Source organism: Rhodococcus oryzae (genome assembly GCF_005049235.1).
Taxonomy (GTDB): domain Bacteria; phylum Actinomycetota; class Actinomycetes; order Mycobacteriales; family Mycobacteriaceae; genus Rhodococcus_G; species Rhodococcus_G oryzae.
The window spans coordinates 273,263-291,772 of sequence record NZ_SUMD01000004.1; the positions used below are offsets into that span (position 1 = coordinate 273,263).

Genomic DNA, 18,510 nt, shown 5'->3' on the forward strand with positions numbered 1-18,510 from the left:
GGTCAGGGCGGGGAGTTCGGTCAGGTCCGCTGCCCAGCCGCTCCGGTGAGATCGAAGTAGTGCGCGATCGCAGTTGCCGCCATCCGCACGGGCGCCGCATGCCGTTGATCGAACTTCAACCGGTCCATCGGTCCGCTGACCGACAGACCGACCTCGGCACCGCCAAGGGAGCCGACACGCGCTCCGATGCAACCGAACCCGGCCTTACAGGTACCGAACGAGACGCCGGGCCGTGGTGCTGACGCGAGCAGTGCCTTGCCGATCGTCGACGATCGCGCGGGTATGCGTGTCCCGACCCGCGTCTGCAGGTGGGGCGCTGCGGAACCACCGACCTTCTCGAGGTAGAGCACGTCCTTGCCGTCGAGAATGCCCAGATGGACGACGTGGCCCGTCACCAGGTGCAGTTCGCGCAGCAGCGGTGTCACCACCCGGTCTGCGCTGCCCCGGTACAGCGACAGCGCCCCGAGTTCGGCGAGTGTGTCCCCGAGTTCGTACTCGGCACCCCTGCGGCGGAGCCACCCCATCCGCACCAACTGCTCGAGCATCCGGAGCGTGCTCGTCCGGGGTATGCCGGTTCCGCGGGACACCTCCGTCAGGCTGAGTCGCGGCGCGCTGCGGAAGCTGTCCAGGACCAGGGAGAGCCGATCGAGCGTGGAGGTGGGCAGGCTCGCTTTCGAGCTGTCTCCGACCGACATTGGCATCTCCTCCCGTGCGACTTCCGCAGCATCGCCGACGGACCTCCGGGCCTGCGTAGGCACTGACATCCCACAGTGGGGAGCGGTGCGACGCCAGGGGGTCGTCCGTTCAGTGGGATGACTCGAGGGAGGCGGACGGACCGCGGTGTGGTGCCGGCGGCACGAGAGCTGCCCGACATGGCTGACCTGCGTCTATTCCGGTCAGCGGGTGCGCGAATTGAGGCAGGTTCGTCGGGCTGAGAAGGTCACCTCACGCGGTGACCGTGATCACATCGACCTTGCCGCGGCCGACCTTGTGAATGCCCAGACAAACGAGAGGATCCACTGTGGACATCGAGGAATCCGATGAGGTTCGCATCATCGACGAGGGCACTCCGCCCGCTCGCTTCGCACGTGGCTGGCACTGCCTGGGGCTGGTGGAGGGTTTCCGCGACGGGAAGCCGCACTCCATCGAGGCCTTCGGGACCAAGCTCGTCGTGTTCGCCGACAGCAACGGCGAGATCAAGATCCTCGACGCCTATTGCAGGCACATGGGCGGCGACCTGAGCCAGGGCACGGTCAAGGGCGACTCGATCGCCTGCCCGTTCCACGACTGGCGCTGGGGCGGCAACGGCAAGTGCACCGGCATCCCCTACGCCCGCCGGGTCCCGCCGCTGGCCCGCACCCGCACCTGGCAGATCATGGAGCAGGACGAGCTGCTGTTCGTCTGGAACGACCCGGAGGGCAATCCGCCGCCGCCGGAGGTCGCGATCCCAGCCATGCGGGCCGGCGATTCCGAGTGGACCGATTGGCAGTGGAAGTCGATCGTCATCGACACCAACTGCCGCGAGATCATCGACAACGTCGTCGACATGGCGCACTTCTTCTACGTGCACTACTCGTTCCCGACCTACTTCAAGAACATCTTCGAGGGACACGTCGCGATCCAGGAGCAGTCAGGCGTCGGCCGCGAGGACATCACCGAGTGGACCGATCCCGACGTCCCGAAGCTGGTCGGCCACGGCTCGATCGCGGCCTACCACGGGCCGTCGTTCATGATCGATGACCTGGTGTACCACTACGACAAGTACGACGTCGAGTCCGTCCTGATCAACTGTCACTACCCGATCTCGCCGGACCAGTTCGTGCTGATGTACGGCATCTCCGTCAAGAAGACCGAGCAGATCCCGGCGGAGATCGCCGACCAGCTGGTCGACGCGATGATCGGCTACATCGGTGTCGGCTTCGAGCAGGACATCGAGATCTGGAAGAACAAGACCCGGATCGAGAATCCGCTGCTCACCACCGAGGACGGCCCCGTCTACCAGCTGCGCCGCTGGTACGAGCAGTTCTACGTGGACGTCGCGGACGTCAAGCCGGAGATGGTGGACCGCTTCGAGTTCGAGCTCGACACCACAAGGCCGGTCGAGGTGTGGAAGCAGGAAGTCGCCGACAACATCGCCCGGCGCGATGCCGCGAAGATGTCGGTCTGATGCGGCACATCGATTGTGCGCGTTGCGGAGTCCAGGTCCTCGTGGAGAAGAACAGCTGGCAGCACACCAGCGTCCAATGGAGCACCGCCCGCCCCGACTCCGTCTGCGATCAGTACCGGGACGACCCGACACTGACGCTGCGCGGCGCTCGGGTGGGGTGCTGCCCCGCACTGCGCGAATCGATCGTCGCGGCCGCCGTGGACGGACGCATCCCCGTCGCCGACTGACAACCGACCCAAAGGAATCGAGACAACGATGATCGACAAGGACAAGTACGGCCCGTGGGCAGTCATCGCAGGCGGCTCGGAGGGCGTCGGTGCCGGGTTCGCCGAGGAACTGGCAGAGACGGGGCTGAACCTCGTGCTGCTCGCTCGCAAGCCCGGACCCCTCGAGGAGACCGCGGCCAAGGCGCGAGCTCACGGAGTCGAGGTGCGCACCCTCGCCGTCGACCTCCTGGCGGCGGATGCCGTCGAACGGATCCGGGAGACCACCGCGGATCTGGAAGTGGGACTGTTGATCTTCAACGCCGGTGCCAACACCTACGGTCACGAGTTCGTCACCGGCGATCTCGACGCCTGCCGAAAGGTCCTCACGCTCAACATCGATCGCCAACTGGAGCTGTCCCAGATCTTCGGCGCACCGATGCGCGAGCGTGGCCGCGGTGGCATCATCCTGCTCGGCTCGCTGGCCGGGTTCGTCGGCGCCGAACACATGAGCATCTACGCGGCGGCGAAGGCATTCAGCCGCGTCTTCGCCGAGGGACTCTGGCTCGAGATGGCCGAGCAGGGCGTCGACGTGCTCGAGCTCGTCCTCGGCGTCACCCGAACGCCTGCAATGGAACGAGCCGGCCTCGATTTCGATCTGCCCGGTCTCAACGCCTCGGACCCCTATGCGGTCGCGCGCGAAGGTCTCGAGCACCTCGCCGACGGACCGATCTGGGTGGCGGGCGGCAATTACGAGCTTGCCGCCCGCCGTGCCGGCTTCCCCCGCGCCGAGATCGTGAGGGCAGCGTCGGCCGAGGCCCGCGCGATGATGGGGCGCCGATGACCGAGACAGATCCGGGTTTCGAGTATCGGCTGCAGGTCCTCGAGCAGCGCCTGCGGCTGCTCGAGGACCACAACGAGATCATGCGACTCATGTATTCCTACGGTCCGAGCGTCGACAGCGGCCTCGCCGATGTGGTCGGCGGCCTCTGGATCGAGGACGGCGTCTACGACGTCGACACCGGGCGGATGGCCGGTCGATGCGAGATCGAGAACATGGTCCGGACTCACCCGCACCAGGGCTTCATCCAGCAAGGATGCGGGCACATCATGAGTCCGGCGCACATCACCGTCGACGGTGACGCTGCCGTGGCGGTATGTCACACCCAGCTGATTCTCCGTCGGCCCGACGGGAGCGGCTATCAGGTCAGCCGGGTCACGGCCAACAGGTGGGAGCTGATCCGCACCAAGGACGGCTGGCGGGTCACGACGCGGACCAGCCGAATTCTCAACGGGCAGGAGGGTTCACGAGCGATCCTCGCGAGCGCCTTCCGACAGGGGGACGCAGTCCCGCGATAGCGGACGGGCGGCCGCGCACCGGGGTGCGCGGCCGCCCGTCTCGCCGTCACCTGGCCCGGACCTGCACTGTCTGATTGATCCGGCCGACCGGACCCGACTCGTCGTGCAGTACGCCCGCGCACATCCCGACCCCGTCCGGGCCGTAGGAAGTCTCCGCGGCGATGCCTACCCACTCGCCCTCGGGAACCCGGAACAGGTGCACCGTCAGGTCGGTGTTGAGGAAGGTCCACTCGGCCGGGTCCAGCTTGGTGCCGACCCCGTTCGCGACATCGGCCACCACGAACAACCGCTGGACGGGGGAGAGCGGTTCGCCCTCCACGAGAACGGCATTCGGGCGCGCCCACATCTGCCCCGGACCCTCGCAGCCGATGTCGGTCAGCCACATCCACTCGAGGCTGGTGACGAACCCGGTGTCCCAGAACGGGCCCTCCAGCGCCGTCTCGTGGGCCTGCGACCGCGGGGCCAGTGCGGGGTCGCTTGCATGCGCGATGGCGGACGAGTCGGCGGTCTGCATGCGCCAGCCGGTGCCGCGGGCCGCCGCGCGGGCGGTGCCGTCCGGGCCGGTGGCCCAGAGTTCGGCGACCACCAGCTCCACGCGCTTGCCGGGACGCTCGACCCAGGACCGGACCTCGATCTCGGAAATCGGTACCGGGCCGAGGATCTCGATGACCACCCGGGTGAGCCGGGAGTCATCGCGCGGAGCACACCGTTCCAGCGCCCGCACCAGCAGAGCCGACGGGGGAGCGCCGTGCTGCATGGTGTTTCCCCACGTGCTCTCCGTCAGCGCGGTACTGGCAAAGCGTTCGGTGCCGTCGGCGTCGCGTCCCAGCGGGACGTAATAGGCCTGGTCGCTCACTTAGCTGATCTCCTCGAAACTGTCTTCCTCAGCCGGTGTTTCCGGCCAGCCCGGATAGGGCGGCGGCGTGCCACCGAACTCGGGGCAGCGCACCTTATGATCGCACCAGCTGCACAGGCGCCCCGGCTTCGGTCGGAAGTCACCCGTCTTGCCCGCGGCGAGGATCGCCTTCCAGATCGCGGACAGGGTCCGCTCGAACCGGAGCAGTTCCGCCTCGTCCGGTGCGTAGGTGAGGATCTCGCCGTCGGTGAGGTAGATCAGGCGTAGCTGTGCGGGCACGATCCCCCGGGTGCGCAACAGCACCAGCGCGTAGAACTTCATCTGGAACAGCGCCTTGGATTCGGTCATCTCGCGCGGCGCACGGCCGGTCTTGTAGTCGACGACGCGGACCTCGCCGGTGGGTGCGACGTCGATCCGGTCCACGAATCCGCGCAGCAGCACCCCGTTGTCGAGCTCGGTCTCGACTCGCAGCTCACAGGACTCCGGCTCGAAGCGGGTGGGGTCCTCGAGCTTGTAGTAACCCTCGATCAGCGTGCGGGCCTCGGCGAGGAAGGCGGCCCGCTCCTCGGCGGGCACGGTGTCGGCGATCTCGGGGGATTCGGCGAGCAGTTGTTGCCACGCCGGGTCGACAAGGGACACCGCGCGGTCGGGTACCCGCTCCTGCGCGGGCAGGCCGTACAGCGACTCCAGTGCCGCGTGCACCACAGTCCCCTTCAACTGCGCCTTGGACGGCACCTCCGGGATCCTGTCGACGGCGCGGAAGCGGTACAGCAGCGGGCACTGCTTGAAATCGCCCGCACGGGAGGGGGACAGGGCGGGCCGTGAGCGCGGGCGCACCGTCCCCGTGTCGGCGGCGTCGGAGGACTCGGCAGGGGGCGTCGACACGGGAGAGCTCACACCTGGCAGGGTATGCGGCGGGTCCGACACCGCTGTCGGGGCCGGCGCGTGGGTCGCCGGGAATGCTGAATACGAGGAGATCTGAGTCGTGGCTGGGCAAGACGTGAGCACACGCGAGAAGCGACCGACCGGACCGTTTCGGGAGGGCGACCGCGTTCAGCTCACCGACGCGAAGGCGCGCAAGTACACGGTGGTCCTCGAGGCGGGCAAGGAGTTCCACACCCATCGCGGTGGGATCGTGCACAACGACCTGATCGGCGCCCCCGAGGGCAGCGTCGTCACCTCCACCAACGGGACCCCGTACCTGGCGCTGCGGCCGCTGCTCGTCGACTACGTGCTGTCCATGCCCCGCGGCGCGCAGGTGATCTACCCGAAGGACGCCGCGCAGATCGTGCACGAGGGCGACGTGTTCCCCGGGGCACGGGTCCTCGAGGCCGGGGCCGGCTCGGGCGCGCTGACCTGTTCGCTGCTGCGGGCCGTCGGGCCCGAGGGCAAGGTCATCTCGTACGAGGTGCGCGACGATCACGCCGAGCACGCGGTCCGCAACGTCGAGACCTTCTTCGGCGGCCGCCCCGACAACTGGGAGCTCACGGTCGCGGACCTGGCGGACTTCGACGCCGAGGCGAACGGCGGCCCGGTGGACCGGGTGATCCTGGACATGCTCGCGCCGTGGGAGACGCTGCCCGCGGTGTCGAAGGCGCTGGTCCCCGGCGGCGTGCTCATCGTCTACGTCGCGACGGTCACCCAGCTGTCGCGGGTGGTCGAGGCGCTGCGTGAGCAGGAGTGCTGGACCGAGCCGCGGTCCTGGGAGTCGATCGTCCGCGGGTGGCACGTCGTCGGCCTCGCCGTGCGTCCGGAGCACCGGATGCAGGGCCACACCGCGTTCCTGGTCAGCGCGCGCAAGCTGGCGGAGGGAACCGTCACCCCGAAGCCGCAGCGCCGCGCAGGCAAGGACAAGAAGGTTTAGAGCAGGCGCTTCGCGCCCGTGAGCACTTCTGGACCCTATGGGGACCGGAACCACTCACGGGCGGCGGAGCCGCTACTTCACGCAGGTGAGCTTGCCCATCGAGAAGATGGTGCAGACGGCGTCCTCGGAGATGACCCACTTGCCGTCGACCTGATCGAAGACGACCTCGGTCGGGGCGCCGCCGTGCGGGCCGGCGATGGTGGTGGTGGCCGAGACCGTGTCCTCGTCGACCGGGGTCACCTTGGTCACCTCGGCGGTGAGCGGGTAGCCCTGGAGCACCCCGTTGAACTGCTCGAGCACGGCCGCCTGGGCGTTTCCGTCCTCGATGAGTGCGATCTTCTCGGTGGCACCGACCGCGGGGTCGAAGAAGGTCACAATGGTCGCCTGCAGCTCGGCGGCGGACGGGGTGGCGGCGGCCGCGGCACTGGCGCTCGTGCTGGTGGAGGCGGCGGAGGTGCTGGTATCCGATGCGCTGGACGAGTCGTCCGAGCTGCAGGAGGCGACGCCTACGGCCAGTGCGATGGTTCCGACGGCGATGAGGGACTTGCGAATGATCACGAGTGGGGCCTTTCTCGTTGGCTACGGTGCCAATTAGTCAGGTAAGGCTAACATCAGAGATGGTGCGGGTGAGGCGGCTCGCCGTCCCACACTGTGCGACGCCTGCGGTCCGTGTCCGCCTGTCGGTCCGCAGTTTTGGTACGGCGGCTGTAGCGTTGATAGATCGTCACTGGGAGGAGTCGCACATGAGCGCAACAGAGAATCCGGACTCGTTCGCCGCCCGGGCCGAGCTCGAGGCGCTACGCCTGGAAGCTGCTGGTCTTCGCCGCCAGCTCGCCCAGTCGCCCGAGCAGGTACGAGAGCTCGAGTCCCGTGTCGACTCACTGTCGATCCGAAACTCCAAGCTGATGGACACGCTCAAGGAGGCCCGTCAGCAGTTGATCGCGCTCCGCGAGGAGGTCGACCGTCTCGGTCAGCCTCCCAGCGGCTACGGCGTGCTCATCTCCGCCCACGAGGATCAGACGGTCGACGTGTTCACCTCCGGTCGCAAGATGCGACTGACGTGCTCGCCGAACATCGACACCGAGACGCTCCGACCAGGTCAGACGGTTCGGCTCAACGAGGCGCTGACCATCGTCGAGGCCGGGGCTTTCGAACGGGTCGGGGAGATCTGCAGCCTGCGCGAGATCCTCGACGACGGCGAACGGGCCCTGGTGGTCGGTCACGCCGACGAGGAGCGAGTGGTCTGGCTCGCGCATCCGCTCGCGTTGGCCGCGTCCGACGCGACGATCCATCCCGAGGACGAGGACATCGATTCGCCGTCGCGCAAGCTGCGGCCGGGGGATTCCCTGCTGGTCGATTCGAAGGCGGGCTATGCCTTCGAACGCATCCCCAAGGCGGAGGTCGAGGACCTCGTGCTCGAGGAGGTGCCCGATGTCGACTACGGCGACATCGGTGGCCTGGGGCGGCAGATCGAGCAGATCCGCGATGCCGTCGAGTTGCCGTTCCTGCACAAGGACCTGTTCCACGAGTACGCGCTGCGGCCGCCGAAGGGCGTGCTGCTGTACGGCCCTCCCGGCTGCGGCAAGACGCTCATCGCCAAGGCCGTCGCCAACTCGCTGGCGAAGAAGATCGCCGAGGCCAGGGGCCAGGATGCCAAGGACGCCAAGTCCTACTTCCTGAACATCAAGGGCCCTGAGCTGTTGAACAAGTTCGTCGGCGAGACCGAGCGGCACATCCGGATGATCTTCCAGCGGGCCCGTGAGAAGGCCTCCGAGGGCACCCCGGTGATCGTGTTCTTCGACGAGATGGACTCGATCTTCCGTACCCGTGGGTCGGGCGTGTCCTCCGACGTCGAGACCACCGTCGTTCCGCAGCTGCTCAGTGAGATCGACGGCGTCGAGGGACTCGAGAACGTCATCGTCATCGGTGCGTCGAACCGTGAGGACATGATCGACCCCGCGATCCTGCGGCCCGGCCGGCTCGACGTGAAGATCAAGATCGAGCGTCCGGACGCGGAATCGGCGCAGGACATCTTCTCGAAGTACCTGACCGAGCACCTGCCGGTCAACGCCGACGATCTGGCCGAGTTCGGCGGGGACCGGGCGGCCTGCATCAAGACCATGATCGAGCGGGTCGTGGACCGGATGTACGCGGAGAGCGACGACAACCGATTCCTCGAGGTGACGTACGCGAACGGCGACAAGGAGGTCCTGTACTTCAAGGACTTCAACTCGGGCGCGATGATCCAGAACATCGTCGACCGGTCGAAGAAGTACGCCATCAAGTCGGTGCTCGAGACGGGGGCGCCCGGACTTCGGGTGCAGCACCTCTTCGACTCGATCGTCGACGAGTTCTCCGAGAACGAGGACCTGCCCAACACCACCAATCCCGATGACTGGGCACGCATCTCGGGCAAGAAGGGCGAGCGGATCGTGTACATCCGCACGCTGGTCACCGGCAAGAACGCCAGTGCCAGCCGCGCCATCGACACCGAGTCCAACACCGGCCAGTACCTGTAGCGCGACGACGCAGGGCCGGGCACTCGTTCCGCGGGTGCCCGGCCCTCTCTCGTTGCGGCGGCGCCGTGCGGGTTCTGCTCAGGCGAAGTAGCCGGCGAGCAGTGTCCTGGTGTCGGGGACGAATGCCCATGCGGGGTCGGCGAGGTGGGCGCGCAGCTCCGCGTCGGTCCACCACCAACCGTCGACGATCTCGCTCGCCTGGTGATTGATGGGGCCGTCGTAGCGCCCCTCGAAGGCAAACAGGTGGCATCGCAACGGTTTACCGTCCCACCGGCCGTCCCACCTGACCTGGGCGATGGGAGACAGATCGACCCCGGTGACGCCGAGTTCCTCGGCGAGCTCGCGGGCCGCGGTCTCGCCGGGACTCTCGCCGGGATCCACCACCCCGCCCGCGAGGCAATCGTGCATGCCTGCGAAGACCGCCTTGTCGGGGGAGCGGCGGTGCACGTAGACCCGGCTGCCGTCCATCGAGCGCAGCAGTACCCCCGCGCTGGCGTGCCACAGGCCCTCCGCATACACCCGCGATCGTGGGGCCGTGCCGATGGCCGCTCCTGCGGCGTCGTAGACCGTCACGACCTCATCCGGCGCGGAGGGGTCGCCCGGCGGCGACGATGGGCGCTGATCCATGCGTCCATCGTTCCACGTGGCGATAGGCTGACCACGTGCCCCTTCCGCGCAGGCTCGCCGAGTTCAACAAGGTGGTCACCAATCGCGTCAGCAGGCTCGTCGCCGGCTGGTTGCCCGGCTGCGCCATCGTGCTGCACCGCGGACGGCGGTCCGGCCGCCTGTACCGGACACCGGTCAATGTGTTCCGGCGCGGCGACGGTTACCGGTTCGCACTGACTTACGGTCCGGACAGCGACTGGGTGCGGAACGTGCTGGAGGCCGGACAAGTCGACATCACGACCCGCGGCCGGTTGGTCTCGCTGACCGATCCCCGTCTGGTCACCGATCCGTCAGCGAACTGGGCGCCCCACGGAGTCCGCCTGGTGCTCCGCCGAGTCCGTGCGGACACCTACCTGCAATGCCGGATCGACCGCTGACGTCGTCGGTGTTCCTGCGCCGGATCGCCTGACGCGGCCCTCGCCGGCCAGCAGGAGATAGCTTCGGTGCCACAGCCATTCGACCGGGCCACGCTCGAACCGGCGGAGCCACAGGTGCGCGGCGGCGATCACCGCCGCGGCGACGCCGAGGTAGATCGCTACGGTCGCGGGTACCCGGGCGTCGGGGGAGAGGCGGGCCGCAAGGCCGAGGCCCCAGCCGTAGCAGAGTGCCGACGCGAGCAGGTTCTGGAGGACGTAGGAGCTCAGCGCCATCCGCCCGACATCGGCGAGCCGGACCCCGACCGTGCCGATGCGGGGGCGGCGGCAATAGAACTCGGCGACCAGCGCGAGCAATCCCAGCGAGACGATCGGCGCGGTCCCGTAACGGGCAACCAGCAGGCCGGCCTCGCCGCCGAGGATCCCCGTCGCGAGGTCGATGGGCAGCGCGATCCCGAACCCGAGAATCATCAGGCGCCGACGGATTCGGGAGCCCTCGGGCGCCAGGACGCCCGCCCGAAACAGTGTGGCGCCGAGCAGAAACAACGCGATCGACAGCGCGAAGATGAAGACCGGCTCGATCCGGAACGCTGCCATGTTGTCGATCCGGAAGAGCACGAGGTCCCACCACGAGCCGTCCGCGTACGGGTTCGGGTCGAGCGGTGAGGGATCGGGGCGCGGCGGCTGCGCAGCGAACGCGAGGGCGCCGAGCGTGAGCAGCACCAGATGGATCACCGCGGCCCAGATCATCCAACGGCGCTGCGCGCGTTCGCTGCTCGCCAGCACGAACGCGACCACCAGGCCGGTGACGGCGTACCCCATCAGCACGTCGAACTCGACGACGAGCAGGTAGTGCACGACGCCGTCCACGAACAGCAGTGCCGCTCGCCACGGGTACTTCCCGGGCCATGGCCTACCAGCGCGGAGTGCGGAGCGCTGCTGGATGGCGAGCCCGATCCCGAACATCAGCGTGAGCAGCCCGAGGAACTTGCCCTGCGCGAGCTGCTGGAGCACTTTCTCGGCCCACCCCCAGCCGCCGTCAGCGGCCGCGGTGCCGTTCAGGTAGCCGACCAGTCCCTCCGGGTTGGTGAAGATCCAGATGTTGGTCGCCAGCGTTCCGAGGATCGCTATGCCGCGCAGTACGTCGAGGCTGGGGTAGCGGGGAAGAGGTTCGGCCATGGGGCAAAGATGCCGGGATTCTTCGGCGAGGGGATCCGCCAAAGGGATGATCCGAAGGATGATTTGGAGGTTTTGAAGCTCCGGCTTTCAGGCGTCCTTTCCTGGGATAATGTCATAACGCAGCTTATCGGCGTTTCAGCCGAGGGCGGCGACATCGGTCGGCGAACCATCTAGAACACGCATCGACGGCGGGGGTTGGTCGGCTGTGATTCGATTCGAGGATGGTTGATGAAGACCGGTTGACGTTGGCAGGGCTGCACAGCGAACGAACTCCGGGCTGGGTCGCACCAGTCGTGTTTGCATCACCATTCCCAAGATCCGGGTTGCGGTTGCGCAGCCGACGACCGTGCTCGGCGCCCTCTCTGACAACGTTGCCGCACACGCGGTGGCGGTGAACCGTGCTGCCGGCGATCTCGTCGTCTTCCCGGAGATGTCGCTGAGCGGATACGCGATGGACGCGCCGACAGTTGCTCTCGACGACCCGCGCCTCCGCCCGCTGATAGCGGCATGCCGGCACACTGGCGCCGTCGCCCTTGCCGGAGCTCCGGTCCACACCGGCACCGGCGGCCGGGGCATCGGAGTGCTCGCCGAACTCGATGCCAGGGCGCGGAGGATCGCAGCGGTATACGACCTGCCGGTCGCGTTTGCAGTATTCGCCGGGCCAACGGGTGGTGGTTACGTCCAGACCTGCGGCGGCTCGGGAGTCTGGGATGTGACCGGAACCGTGGTGGCGCAGCTAGGACCCGAACCGGGAACGGTCGCATCGGCGGAGCTGTAGCCCCCGAGCGAATCTTCGTGTCGCTGCCTGCGGACCAGGAATGGCAGCGCGGGGACCGCCTGGCGGCGCCACGGCACCGCCAATGGGGGAACGGTCGAAGGGGGGAGCGGGTGGACGATCTAGGCTCGTGGGCATGCAGCGCATCATCGGTATCGAGGTCGAGTACGGGATTTCCTCCCCGACGGAACCGACCGCGAACCCCATCCTGACCTCGACCCAGGCGGTACTGGCCTACGCGGCGGCCGCCGGTGTGCCGCGCGCCAAGCGCACCCGCTGGGACTACGAGGTGGAATCGCCGCTGCGTGACGCCCGCGGTTTCGATCTGGGCCGCTTCAGCGGACCGGCGCCGGTGATCGATGCCGACGAGGTCGGTGCGGCGAACATGATCCTCACCAACGGCGCCCGGCTGTACGTCGATCACGCGCACCCCGAGTACTCCGCACCCGAGTGCACCGATCCACTGGACGCCGTCATCTGGGACAAGGCGGGGGAGCGGGTCATGGAGGCCGCCGCACGGCACGCGTCCAGCGTTCCCGGTGCCCCGCGGCTCCAGCTGTACAAGAACAACGTCGACGGCAAGGGCGCGTCCTACGGGACCCACGAGAACTACCTCTGCTCCAGGGAAACCCCGTTCTCGGCGATCATCGCCGGGCTGACGCCGTTCTTCGCCTCCCGGCAGGTGATCTGCGGATCCGGGCGGGTCGGCGTCGGCCAGTCCGGCGACGAGTCCGGATTCCAGCTGTCCCAGCGCGCGGACTACATCGAGGTCGAGGTCGGCCTCGAGACCACGCTCAAGCGCGGCATCATCAACACCCGCGACGAGCCGCACGCCGACGCCGACAAGTACCGGCGCCTGCACGTGATCATCGGCGACGCGAACCTCGCGGAGTGGTCCACCTACCTCAAGGTCGGCACCACCGCGTTGGTCCTGGACCTGATCGAGGCGGGCGTCGACCTGTCCGACCTGCAGCTCGCGCGCCCCGTCACCGCCGTGCACCTGATCAGTCACGACCCGACGCTGCGACAGACCGTCGCGCTCGCGGACGGGCGTGAGCTGACAGGTCTTGCGCTGCAGCGGATCTACCACGAGCGGTGCGCGGCGTTCGCCGAACGCCAGGGCAACGACGATCCGCGGGTGGCGGACCTGCTCGACAAGTGGGCCACCGTCCTCGACATGCTCGAGCGGGACCCGATGGAGTGCGCGCACCTGTTGGACTGGGTCGCGAAGCTCCGGCTGTTCGAGGGCTTCCGCCAGCGGGAGGGCCTGTCCTGGTCGGCGCCCAAGCTGCACATGCTGGACCTGCAGTACTCGGACGTGCGCCTCGACAAGGGGCTCTACAACCGCCTGGTCGCGCGTGGCTCGATGGAACGGCTCGTCTCCGAGCAGCAGGTGCTGGACGCGATCAGCAACCCGCCAACGGACACCAGGGCGTACTTCCGCGGCGAGTGCCTGCGCAGGTTCGGGGCCGACATCGCCGCGGCCAGTTGGGACTCCGTCATCTTCGACCTGGGCGGCGACTCCCTCGTCCGGATTCCCACCCTCGAGCCGTTGCGCGGCAGCAAGGCGCACGTCGGCAAACTGCTCGAGTCGGTGGATTCCGCCGCTGACCTGGTCGATCAGCTCACCAGCTGAGACGCGCGCACGCGACACGCTCGTCCACCACCTCAGGGTGCCTCGCACTCGGTAGGGTAGGGGTCCGTGCACGAGCGCACACTGGTTGTGCCGGTAATTGTGCAAGAGCTAAGAGGAGGTCGGCGGCTATGGCGCAGGAGCAGACCAAGCGCAGTGGCGGTGGCGACGACGACGATGCCCCGATCGGCGACGGTGCCGCGGGACAGGAACGTCGGGAGAAGCTCGCCGAGGACACCGACGACCTCCTCGACGAGATCGACGACGTTCTCGAGGAGAACGCCGAGGACTTCGTGCGCGCGTACGTGCAAAAGGGCGGCCAGTGACGGCGGATCACCAGCGGTCCGTGGCGGGGGGCGAGCGACTGCACTTCGGTTCACAGCTGTCCTCGTTCTCCGATCACCTCCGCAAGCATGCGCCGGAACTGTTGCCGGAGAACCGGATCGACCTCGGTCGTCAGCGCGCCGGAAGGGGTGACTCGATGGATGCTGCGGACGTCGCTCCGCACGGCACCACGATCGTCGCGTTGACCTTTGCCGGTGGCGTGCTGATCGCCGGTGACCGCCGGGCGACCATGGGGAACCTGATCGCCAGCCGGGACGTGGAGAAGGTGTACGTCACCGACGACTACTCGGCGGCCGGGATCGCGGGCACCGCGGGCGTGGCGATCGAGTTGGTGCGGTTGTTCGCCGTCGAACTCGAGCACTACGAGAAGATCGAGGGCGTTTCGCTGACGTTCGACGGTAAGGCCAACCGGCTCTCGTCGATGGTGCGCGGCAATCTCCCCGCGGCGATGCAGGGACTCGCGGTTGTGCCGCTGCTCATCGGCTTCGACCTGGATTCGGCCACGCCCGAGAAGGCCGGCCGGATCGTGTCCTACGACGTGGTGGGCGGACGCTACGAGGAGCGGGCCGGGTACCACGCGGTCGGTTCCGGATCGCTGTTCGCGAAGTCCGCCCTCAAGAAGCTGTTCGATCCGAAGGCGGATGAGGAGCACGCGCTGCGGGCTGCCATCGAATCCCTCTACGACGCCGCGGACGACGACTCGGCCACCGGCGGCCCCGACGTCAGCCGGGGCATCTATCCGACGGCCGTGGTGATCACCTCGGCAGGCGCCGTCACCGTTCCCCAGGAACGGACGTCCGCGCTCGCCAAGGCGGTCATCGCCGAGCGCACCGAGGAAGCGGGGGAGAACGCATGACGTTGCCGTATTACGCCTCCGCCGAGCAGATCATGCGGGATCGCTCGGAGCTGGCTCGCAAGGGGATCGCCAGGGGCCGCAGCGTCATCGTGCTGACCTACGCGCAGGGTGTGCTGTTCGTCGCGGAGAACCCGTCGACCGCACTGCACAAGGTGAGCGAGCTGTACGACCGGCTCGGGTTCGCCGCCGTCGGCAAGTACAACGAGTTCGAGAACCTGCGACGGGCGGGCATCGTGCACGCCGACATGCGCGGCTACTCGTACGACCGCCGCGACGTCACCGGCCGCTCGCTGGCCAACGCCTACGCGCAGACTCTCGGCACCATCTTCACCGAGCAGCCCAAGCCTTACGAGGTGGAGATCTGCGTCGCCGAGGTGGGCCGCATCGAGCAGGCCAGGCACGCGCAGCTCTACCGCATCACCTACGACGGGTCGATCGTCGACGAGAAGCACTTCGTGGTGATGGGCGGCGCGACCGAACCGATCAGCACCGAGCTCAAGGCGTCCTATCAGCCGGACCTCGAGCTGGGGCCCGCGGTCGAGGTCGCGGTGAACGCGCTGCGGGTCGGCACGGGCATACCCGGCAACGGCGAGGCCGAACCGCGCACCATCGGTGTGGAGGCACTGGAGGTGGCGGTCCTCGACCAGACCCGCCCGCGCCGGGCGTTCAAGCGGATCACAGGCGCGGCGCTGGCCGGGCTCCTGCCCGCCAACATGGTCGGCGGGTCGGACTCGGCGAAGGAATCCGAGGCCACTCCCAAGAGCGGCGAGGACGCCGGTCCCGGCGAGAACGGGACCGACAAGGCCTGACCGGCTCTACCGGTACGTCACCGGTAGAGCCGCAACGCCAGCGGCCTACTGGTGAACCGGAACCGGTTGCCCTTCCCGACCACCTCGCCGTCGGTGGCGAGCGAGATGGCCTCACCGTGCACCCGCACCTCCAGGTCGGCGACCATGGTGCGCTCGTACCCGGCCGAGCCACCGAGCGTGCCGGTCGCGGCGGCCCACAACAGCCGTGTCCGTGACCAGCGCCGGTCGGCCCGCAGACAACGGACGTCGAGAAGACCGTTGTGCAGCTCCGGCCGCGACATCGGGACCTGATCGGCGGGCGAGTAGCGGCCGTTGCCGACGAAGAGCATCCACACAGCGATCCGGCGGCCGTCCATGGACACCTCGAGGGGCTGCGCCTGCGCGAGGACCCGGACCATCGCCGCGGCGGCCGCAGGCCACTTGCCCATCCGGTGCTCCCAGCGTTCGCGCAACCGGACCGCATCCGGGTAGCCGCCGAGGCTCGCGGTGTTGACGAATATCATCGGGTCCTGCTCGTCCGCAGTGACCTCCGCGACGTCCAGCCGTGTCGCCCGGCCCTCCGCAACGGCCTCCCTGGTGGCCTCGATGTCCTCGACCCCGGTGTCCCTGGCGAAGTGGTTGAGGGTGCCACCTGGGAACACCGCAAACGCGAGATCGTTGCGGATCGCGGCCGCCGCCGCTGCCACCACGGTGCCGTCGCCGCCGCACACGCCGAGCGCCCGCGGCTTCACCCGCGCGATCGCGTCGTCGAGCTGGGCTTCGAGATCGGTGTCCGGATCCGACTCGACGAGCGTCGCCTCCGGCAGTAGCTCGGACAGCGCTGCGGCCGGATCATCGTCGGCCGTCCCCGATCCGGGGTTGACGAGGACGAGCAAGCCGGCGCCGTTCGGCATCTCGGGCGCTTCCGACGTCGGCCCAAGCGTGGCCGGTTCCTCGGTCCGCACGGCCCACCAGCGACGAGTCGCGAGGGCGATGCCCCCGCCGACGGCGGCACCCACGACCACATCGGACGGCCAGTGCACGCCGATGTGGACCCGTGAATAGGCGACCGCGGCGGCCACCGGTGCGAGGAGCGCGGCGGTGGCGGGCGATTCGAGGGCAACGCCGGTCACGTAGGCGGCGGCGGACGCCGAGTGGCCGGAGGGGAACGACGAGGAGGTCGGGACCCGCCGCGCCTGCCGGTGCGCCGCCACCCACCCCACGGGCGGGCGCCTGCGGGGGAGTACCGGTTTGAGCACGGCGTTCGTGAGCGCGCTCGCACCGCCGAGCGAGAGCAGACCGCGCACCGCCGCACGCCTGGGCCTGCCACCGATCGCGAACAATCCGGCGCTGATCGCGAACCACAGCACGCCGTGATCGGCCGCTCGACTGAGCGCCCTGAGGCCGCGGTCAGACGCGAGCGGCGCCGTGGGCAGGACCCGCTCCGACGTGGTCATCAGTTCAGAGTAGACGGCGCGAAACGCCGCGGAGGTATGTATGCGGTGAGCCGGTCCGGGGGGCTCCCGGCGCTGTACTGTCAGAGTGTGGAGCGACGAATCATGGGCATTGAGACCGAGTTCGGTGTTACGTGCACCTTTCACGGCCACAGGAGGCTGAGCCCCGACGAGGTGGCCCGCTACCTGTTCCGTCGCGTGGTGTCCTGGGGCCGCAGCTCCAACGTCTTCCTCCGCAACGGCGCGCGCCTCTATCTCGACGTGGGATCGCACCCCGAGTACGCCACCGCCGAGTGCGACAGCCTGGCCCAGCTGGTCACCCACGACCGGGCGGGCGAGCGGGTGCTCGAGGATCTGCTGATCGACGCGGAGGAGCGGCTCGCCGAGGAGGGCATCGGCGGGGACATCTACCTGTTCAAGAACAACACCGACTCGGCGGGCAACTCGTACGGCTGCCACGAGAACTTCCTCGTGGTGCGGGCGGGCGAGTTCTCGCGGATCTCCGACGTGCTGCTGCCGTTCCTGGTCACCCGTCAGCTGATCTGCGGCGCGGGCAAGGTTCTGCAGACGCCCAAGGCGGCGACGTTCTGCCTCTCGCAGCGGGCGGAACACATCTGGGAGGGCGTCTCGTCGGCCACCACCCGCTCCCGGCCGATCATCAACACCCGCGACGAGCCGCATGCGGACGCGGAGAAGTACCGGCGCCTGCACGTGATCGTCGGTGACTCGAACATGTCGGAGACCACCACCATGCTCAAGGTGGGCACGGCGGCCCTGGTGCTGGAGATGATCGAGGCCGGGGTCTCCTTCCGCGACTTCGCGCTCGACAATCCGATCCGGGCGATCCGCGAGGTCAGCCACGACATGACCGGCAAGCGCCCCGTTCGGCTGGCCGGGGGCCGCCAGGCCAGCGCGCTCGACATCCAGCGCGAGTACCACGCCCGCGCGGTCGAGCATCTCAAGACCAGGGCGCACGACCCGCAGGTCGACCAGGTGGTCGAGCTGTGGGGCCGCACCCTCGACGCCGTCGAGTCCCAGGACTTCGCGAAGGTCGACACCGAGATCGACTGGGTGATCAAGCGCAAGCTGTTCCAGCGCTACCAGGACAAGCACAACCTCGAACTGTCCGACCCGAAGATCGCCCAGCTCGACCTGGCGTACCACGACATCAAGCGCGGCCGCGGCGTCTTCGACCTGCTGCAGCGCAAGGGGCTGGCCAAGCGTGTCACCGAGGACGAGCAGATCGATGAGGCGGTCAACACCCCGCCGCAGACGACTCGGGCCAAGCTGCGTGGCGAGTTCATCTCGGCCGCCCAGGACGCCGGCCGGGACTTCACGGTGGACTGGGTGCACCTCAAGCTCAACGACCAGGCGCAGCGGACGGTGCTGTGCAAGGACCCGTTCCGGTCGGTCGATGAGCGCGTCGAACGCCTCATCGCATCGATGTGAGTGCCGGGCGGTCACCGTTCTGG

At 68.3% G+C, this 18,510-nt stretch carries 21 protein-coding genes; 14 read left to right on the forward strand and 7 right to left on the reverse strand.

The window, feature by feature from the left end:
* Positions 1-20: 20 nt before the first annotated feature.
* The gene (locus FCG67_RS10355) at positions 21-695 is read right to left on the reverse strand and encodes an IclR family transcriptional regulator (protein WP_136909514.1); all 675 of its coding nucleotides are present in this window, start codon (positions 693-695) and stop codon (positions 21-23) included.
* 299 nt (positions 696-994) lie between these two features.
* Here FCG67_RS10355 and FCG67_RS10360 point away from each other — a divergent pair, with 299 nt between their 5' ends.
* From FCG67_RS10360 to FCG67_RS10375, 4 genes are read left to right on the forward strand one after another with little or no spacing between them, the layout of a single operon-like run.
* A complete protein-coding gene (locus tag FCG67_RS10360) occupies positions 995-2,167 on the forward strand; it encodes a 3-ketosteroid-9-alpha-monooxygenase, oxygenase component (RefSeq protein WP_136909516.1) in 1,173 nt (390 codons plus the stop codon).
* Between the two features lie 41 nt (positions 2,168-2,208).
* A complete protein-coding gene (locus FCG67_RS10365) occupies positions 2,209-2,394 on the forward strand; it encodes a hypothetical protein (protein ID WP_246044986.1) in 186 nt (61 codons plus the stop codon).
* 28 nt (positions 2,395-2,422) lie between these two features.
* Positions 2,423-3,214 carry an SDR family NAD(P)-dependent oxidoreductase gene (locus FCG67_RS10370; RefSeq protein ID WP_136909520.1) on the forward strand — a complete coding sequence of 264 codons (792 nt, stop codon included), beginning with the start codon at positions 2,423-2,425 and terminating at the stop codon, positions 3,212-3,214.
* On the forward strand, positions 3,211-3,729 hold the full coding sequence (locus FCG67_RS10375; RefSeq protein WP_136909522.1) for a nuclear transport factor 2 family protein: 519 nt from the start codon (positions 3,211-3,213) through the stop codon (positions 3,727-3,729). The genes FCG67_RS10370 and FCG67_RS10375 overlap by 4 nt, the downstream gene beginning before the upstream one ends.
* 46 nt (positions 3,730-3,775) lie before the next feature.
* Here the strand turns inward: FCG67_RS10375 and FCG67_RS10380 are convergent, their stop codons facing one another.
* Complete coding sequence (locus FCG67_RS10380) at positions 3,776-4,585, reverse strand: thioesterase family protein (protein WP_136909524.1); 810 nt, start codon at positions 4,583-4,585, stop codon at positions 3,776-3,778.
* Positions 4,586-5,470 (reverse strand): RecB family exonuclease, encoded by an 885-nt coding sequence (locus tag FCG67_RS10385; protein WP_425467822.1) that lies wholly within the window; start codon positions 5,468-5,470, stop codon positions 4,586-4,588.
* A gap of 100 nt (positions 5,471-5,570) precedes the next feature.
* Here FCG67_RS10385 and FCG67_RS10390 point away from each other — a divergent pair, with 100 nt between their 5' ends.
* Complete coding sequence (locus tag FCG67_RS10390) at positions 5,571-6,449, forward strand: tRNA (adenine-N1)-methyltransferase (protein WP_425467815.1); 879 nt, start codon at positions 5,571-5,573, stop codon at positions 6,447-6,449.
* Between the two features lie 72 nt (positions 6,450-6,521).
* Here the strand turns inward: FCG67_RS10390 and FCG67_RS24930 are convergent, their stop codons facing one another.
* Positions 6,522-7,007: a WKL family lipoprotein gene (locus FCG67_RS24930; RefSeq protein ID WP_169310488.1), complete on the reverse strand. Its 486-nt coding sequence runs from the start codon at positions 7,005-7,007 to the stop codon at positions 6,522-6,524.
* Positions 7,008-7,192: 185 nt separating this feature from the next.
* On the opposite strand from FCG67_RS24930, the gene arc reads away from it, so the two are divergent.
* Positions 7,193-8,968 (forward strand): proteasome ATPase, encoded by a 1,776-nt coding sequence (arc, locus tag FCG67_RS10400; RefSeq protein ID WP_136909526.1) that lies wholly within the window; start codon positions 7,193-7,195, stop codon positions 8,966-8,968.
* A 78-nt stretch (positions 8,969-9,046) separates the two neighbouring features.
* On the opposite strand, the gene FCG67_RS10405 is transcribed toward arc, so the two are convergent.
* Positions 9,047-9,595 (reverse strand): NUDIX hydrolase, encoded by a 549-nt coding sequence (locus FCG67_RS10405; protein ID WP_136909528.1) that lies wholly within the window; start codon positions 9,593-9,595, stop codon positions 9,047-9,049.
* A gap of 35 nt (positions 9,596-9,630) precedes the next feature.
* On the opposite strand from FCG67_RS10405, the gene FCG67_RS10410 reads away from it, so the two are divergent.
* The gene (locus FCG67_RS10410) at positions 9,631-10,011 is read left to right on the forward strand and encodes a nitroreductase family deazaflavin-dependent oxidoreductase (RefSeq protein ID WP_136909530.1); all 381 of its coding nucleotides are present in this window, start codon (positions 9,631-9,633) and stop codon (positions 10,009-10,011) included.
* Here FCG67_RS10410 and FCG67_RS10415 read toward each other — a convergent pair.
* Complete coding sequence (locus FCG67_RS10415) at positions 9,925-11,187, reverse strand: DUF418 domain-containing protein (protein ID WP_136909532.1); 1,263 nt, start codon at positions 11,185-11,187, stop codon at positions 9,925-9,927. The two genes, FCG67_RS10410 and FCG67_RS10415, sit on opposite strands and share 87 nt — an antisense overlap.
* A 9-nt stretch (positions 11,188-11,196) precedes the next feature.
* On the opposite strand from FCG67_RS10415, the gene FCG67_RS24935 reads away from it, so the two are divergent.
* The 6 genes from FCG67_RS24935 to prcA all read left to right on the forward strand — a co-directional run bounded on the left by FCG67_RS24935 (position 11,197) and on the right by prcA (position 15,605).
* Entirely contained in the window at positions 11,197-11,361 is a 165-nt protein-coding gene (locus FCG67_RS24935) for a hypothetical protein (RefSeq protein ID WP_169310489.1), read from the forward strand.
* A 142-nt stretch (positions 11,362-11,503) separates the two neighbouring features.
* On the forward strand, positions 11,504-11,965 hold the full coding sequence (locus tag FCG67_RS10420; RefSeq protein ID WP_136909534.1) for a nitrilase-related carbon-nitrogen hydrolase: 462 nt from the start codon (positions 11,504-11,506) through the stop codon (positions 11,963-11,965).
* Between the two features lie 133 nt (positions 11,966-12,098).
* Entirely contained in the window at positions 12,099-13,598 is a 1,500-nt protein-coding gene (gene dop / locus FCG67_RS10425; RefSeq protein WP_136909536.1) for a depupylase/deamidase Dop, read from the forward strand.
* Positions 13,599-13,726: 128 nt separating this feature from the next.
* Positions 13,727-13,921, forward strand: a complete 195-nt coding sequence (locus tag FCG67_RS10430; protein WP_077041654.1) for a ubiquitin-like protein Pup — start codon at positions 13,727-13,729, stop codon at positions 13,919-13,921.
* The gene (gene prcB, locus FCG67_RS10435; RefSeq protein WP_136909538.1) at positions 13,918-14,796 is read left to right on the forward strand and encodes a proteasome subunit beta; all 879 of its coding nucleotides are present in this window, start codon (positions 13,918-13,920) and stop codon (positions 14,794-14,796) included. Before FCG67_RS10430 ends, prcB begins: the two co-directional genes overlap by 4 nt.
* Positions 14,793-15,605 carry a proteasome subunit alpha gene (gene prcA / locus FCG67_RS10440; RefSeq protein WP_136909540.1) on the forward strand — a complete coding sequence of 271 codons (813 nt, stop codon included), beginning with the start codon at positions 14,793-14,795 and terminating at the stop codon, positions 15,603-15,605. The genes prcB and prcA overlap by 4 nt, the downstream gene beginning before the upstream one ends.
* 17 nt (positions 15,606-15,622) lie before the next feature.
* Here the strand turns inward: prcA and FCG67_RS10445 are convergent, their stop codons facing one another.
* Entirely contained in the window at positions 15,623-17,041 is a 1,419-nt protein-coding gene (locus tag FCG67_RS10445) for a bifunctional phosphatase PAP2/diacylglycerol kinase family protein (RefSeq protein ID WP_136909542.1), read from the reverse strand.
* Positions 17,042-17,128: 87 nt separating this feature from the next.
* Here FCG67_RS10445 and pafA point away from each other — a divergent pair, with 87 nt between their 5' ends.
* Positions 17,129-18,487: a Pup--protein ligase gene (gene pafA, locus FCG67_RS10450; protein WP_209926429.1), complete on the forward strand. Its 1,359-nt coding sequence runs from the start codon at positions 17,129-17,131 to the stop codon at positions 18,485-18,487.
* The last annotated feature ends 23 nt before the right edge of the window (positions 18,488-18,510 follow it).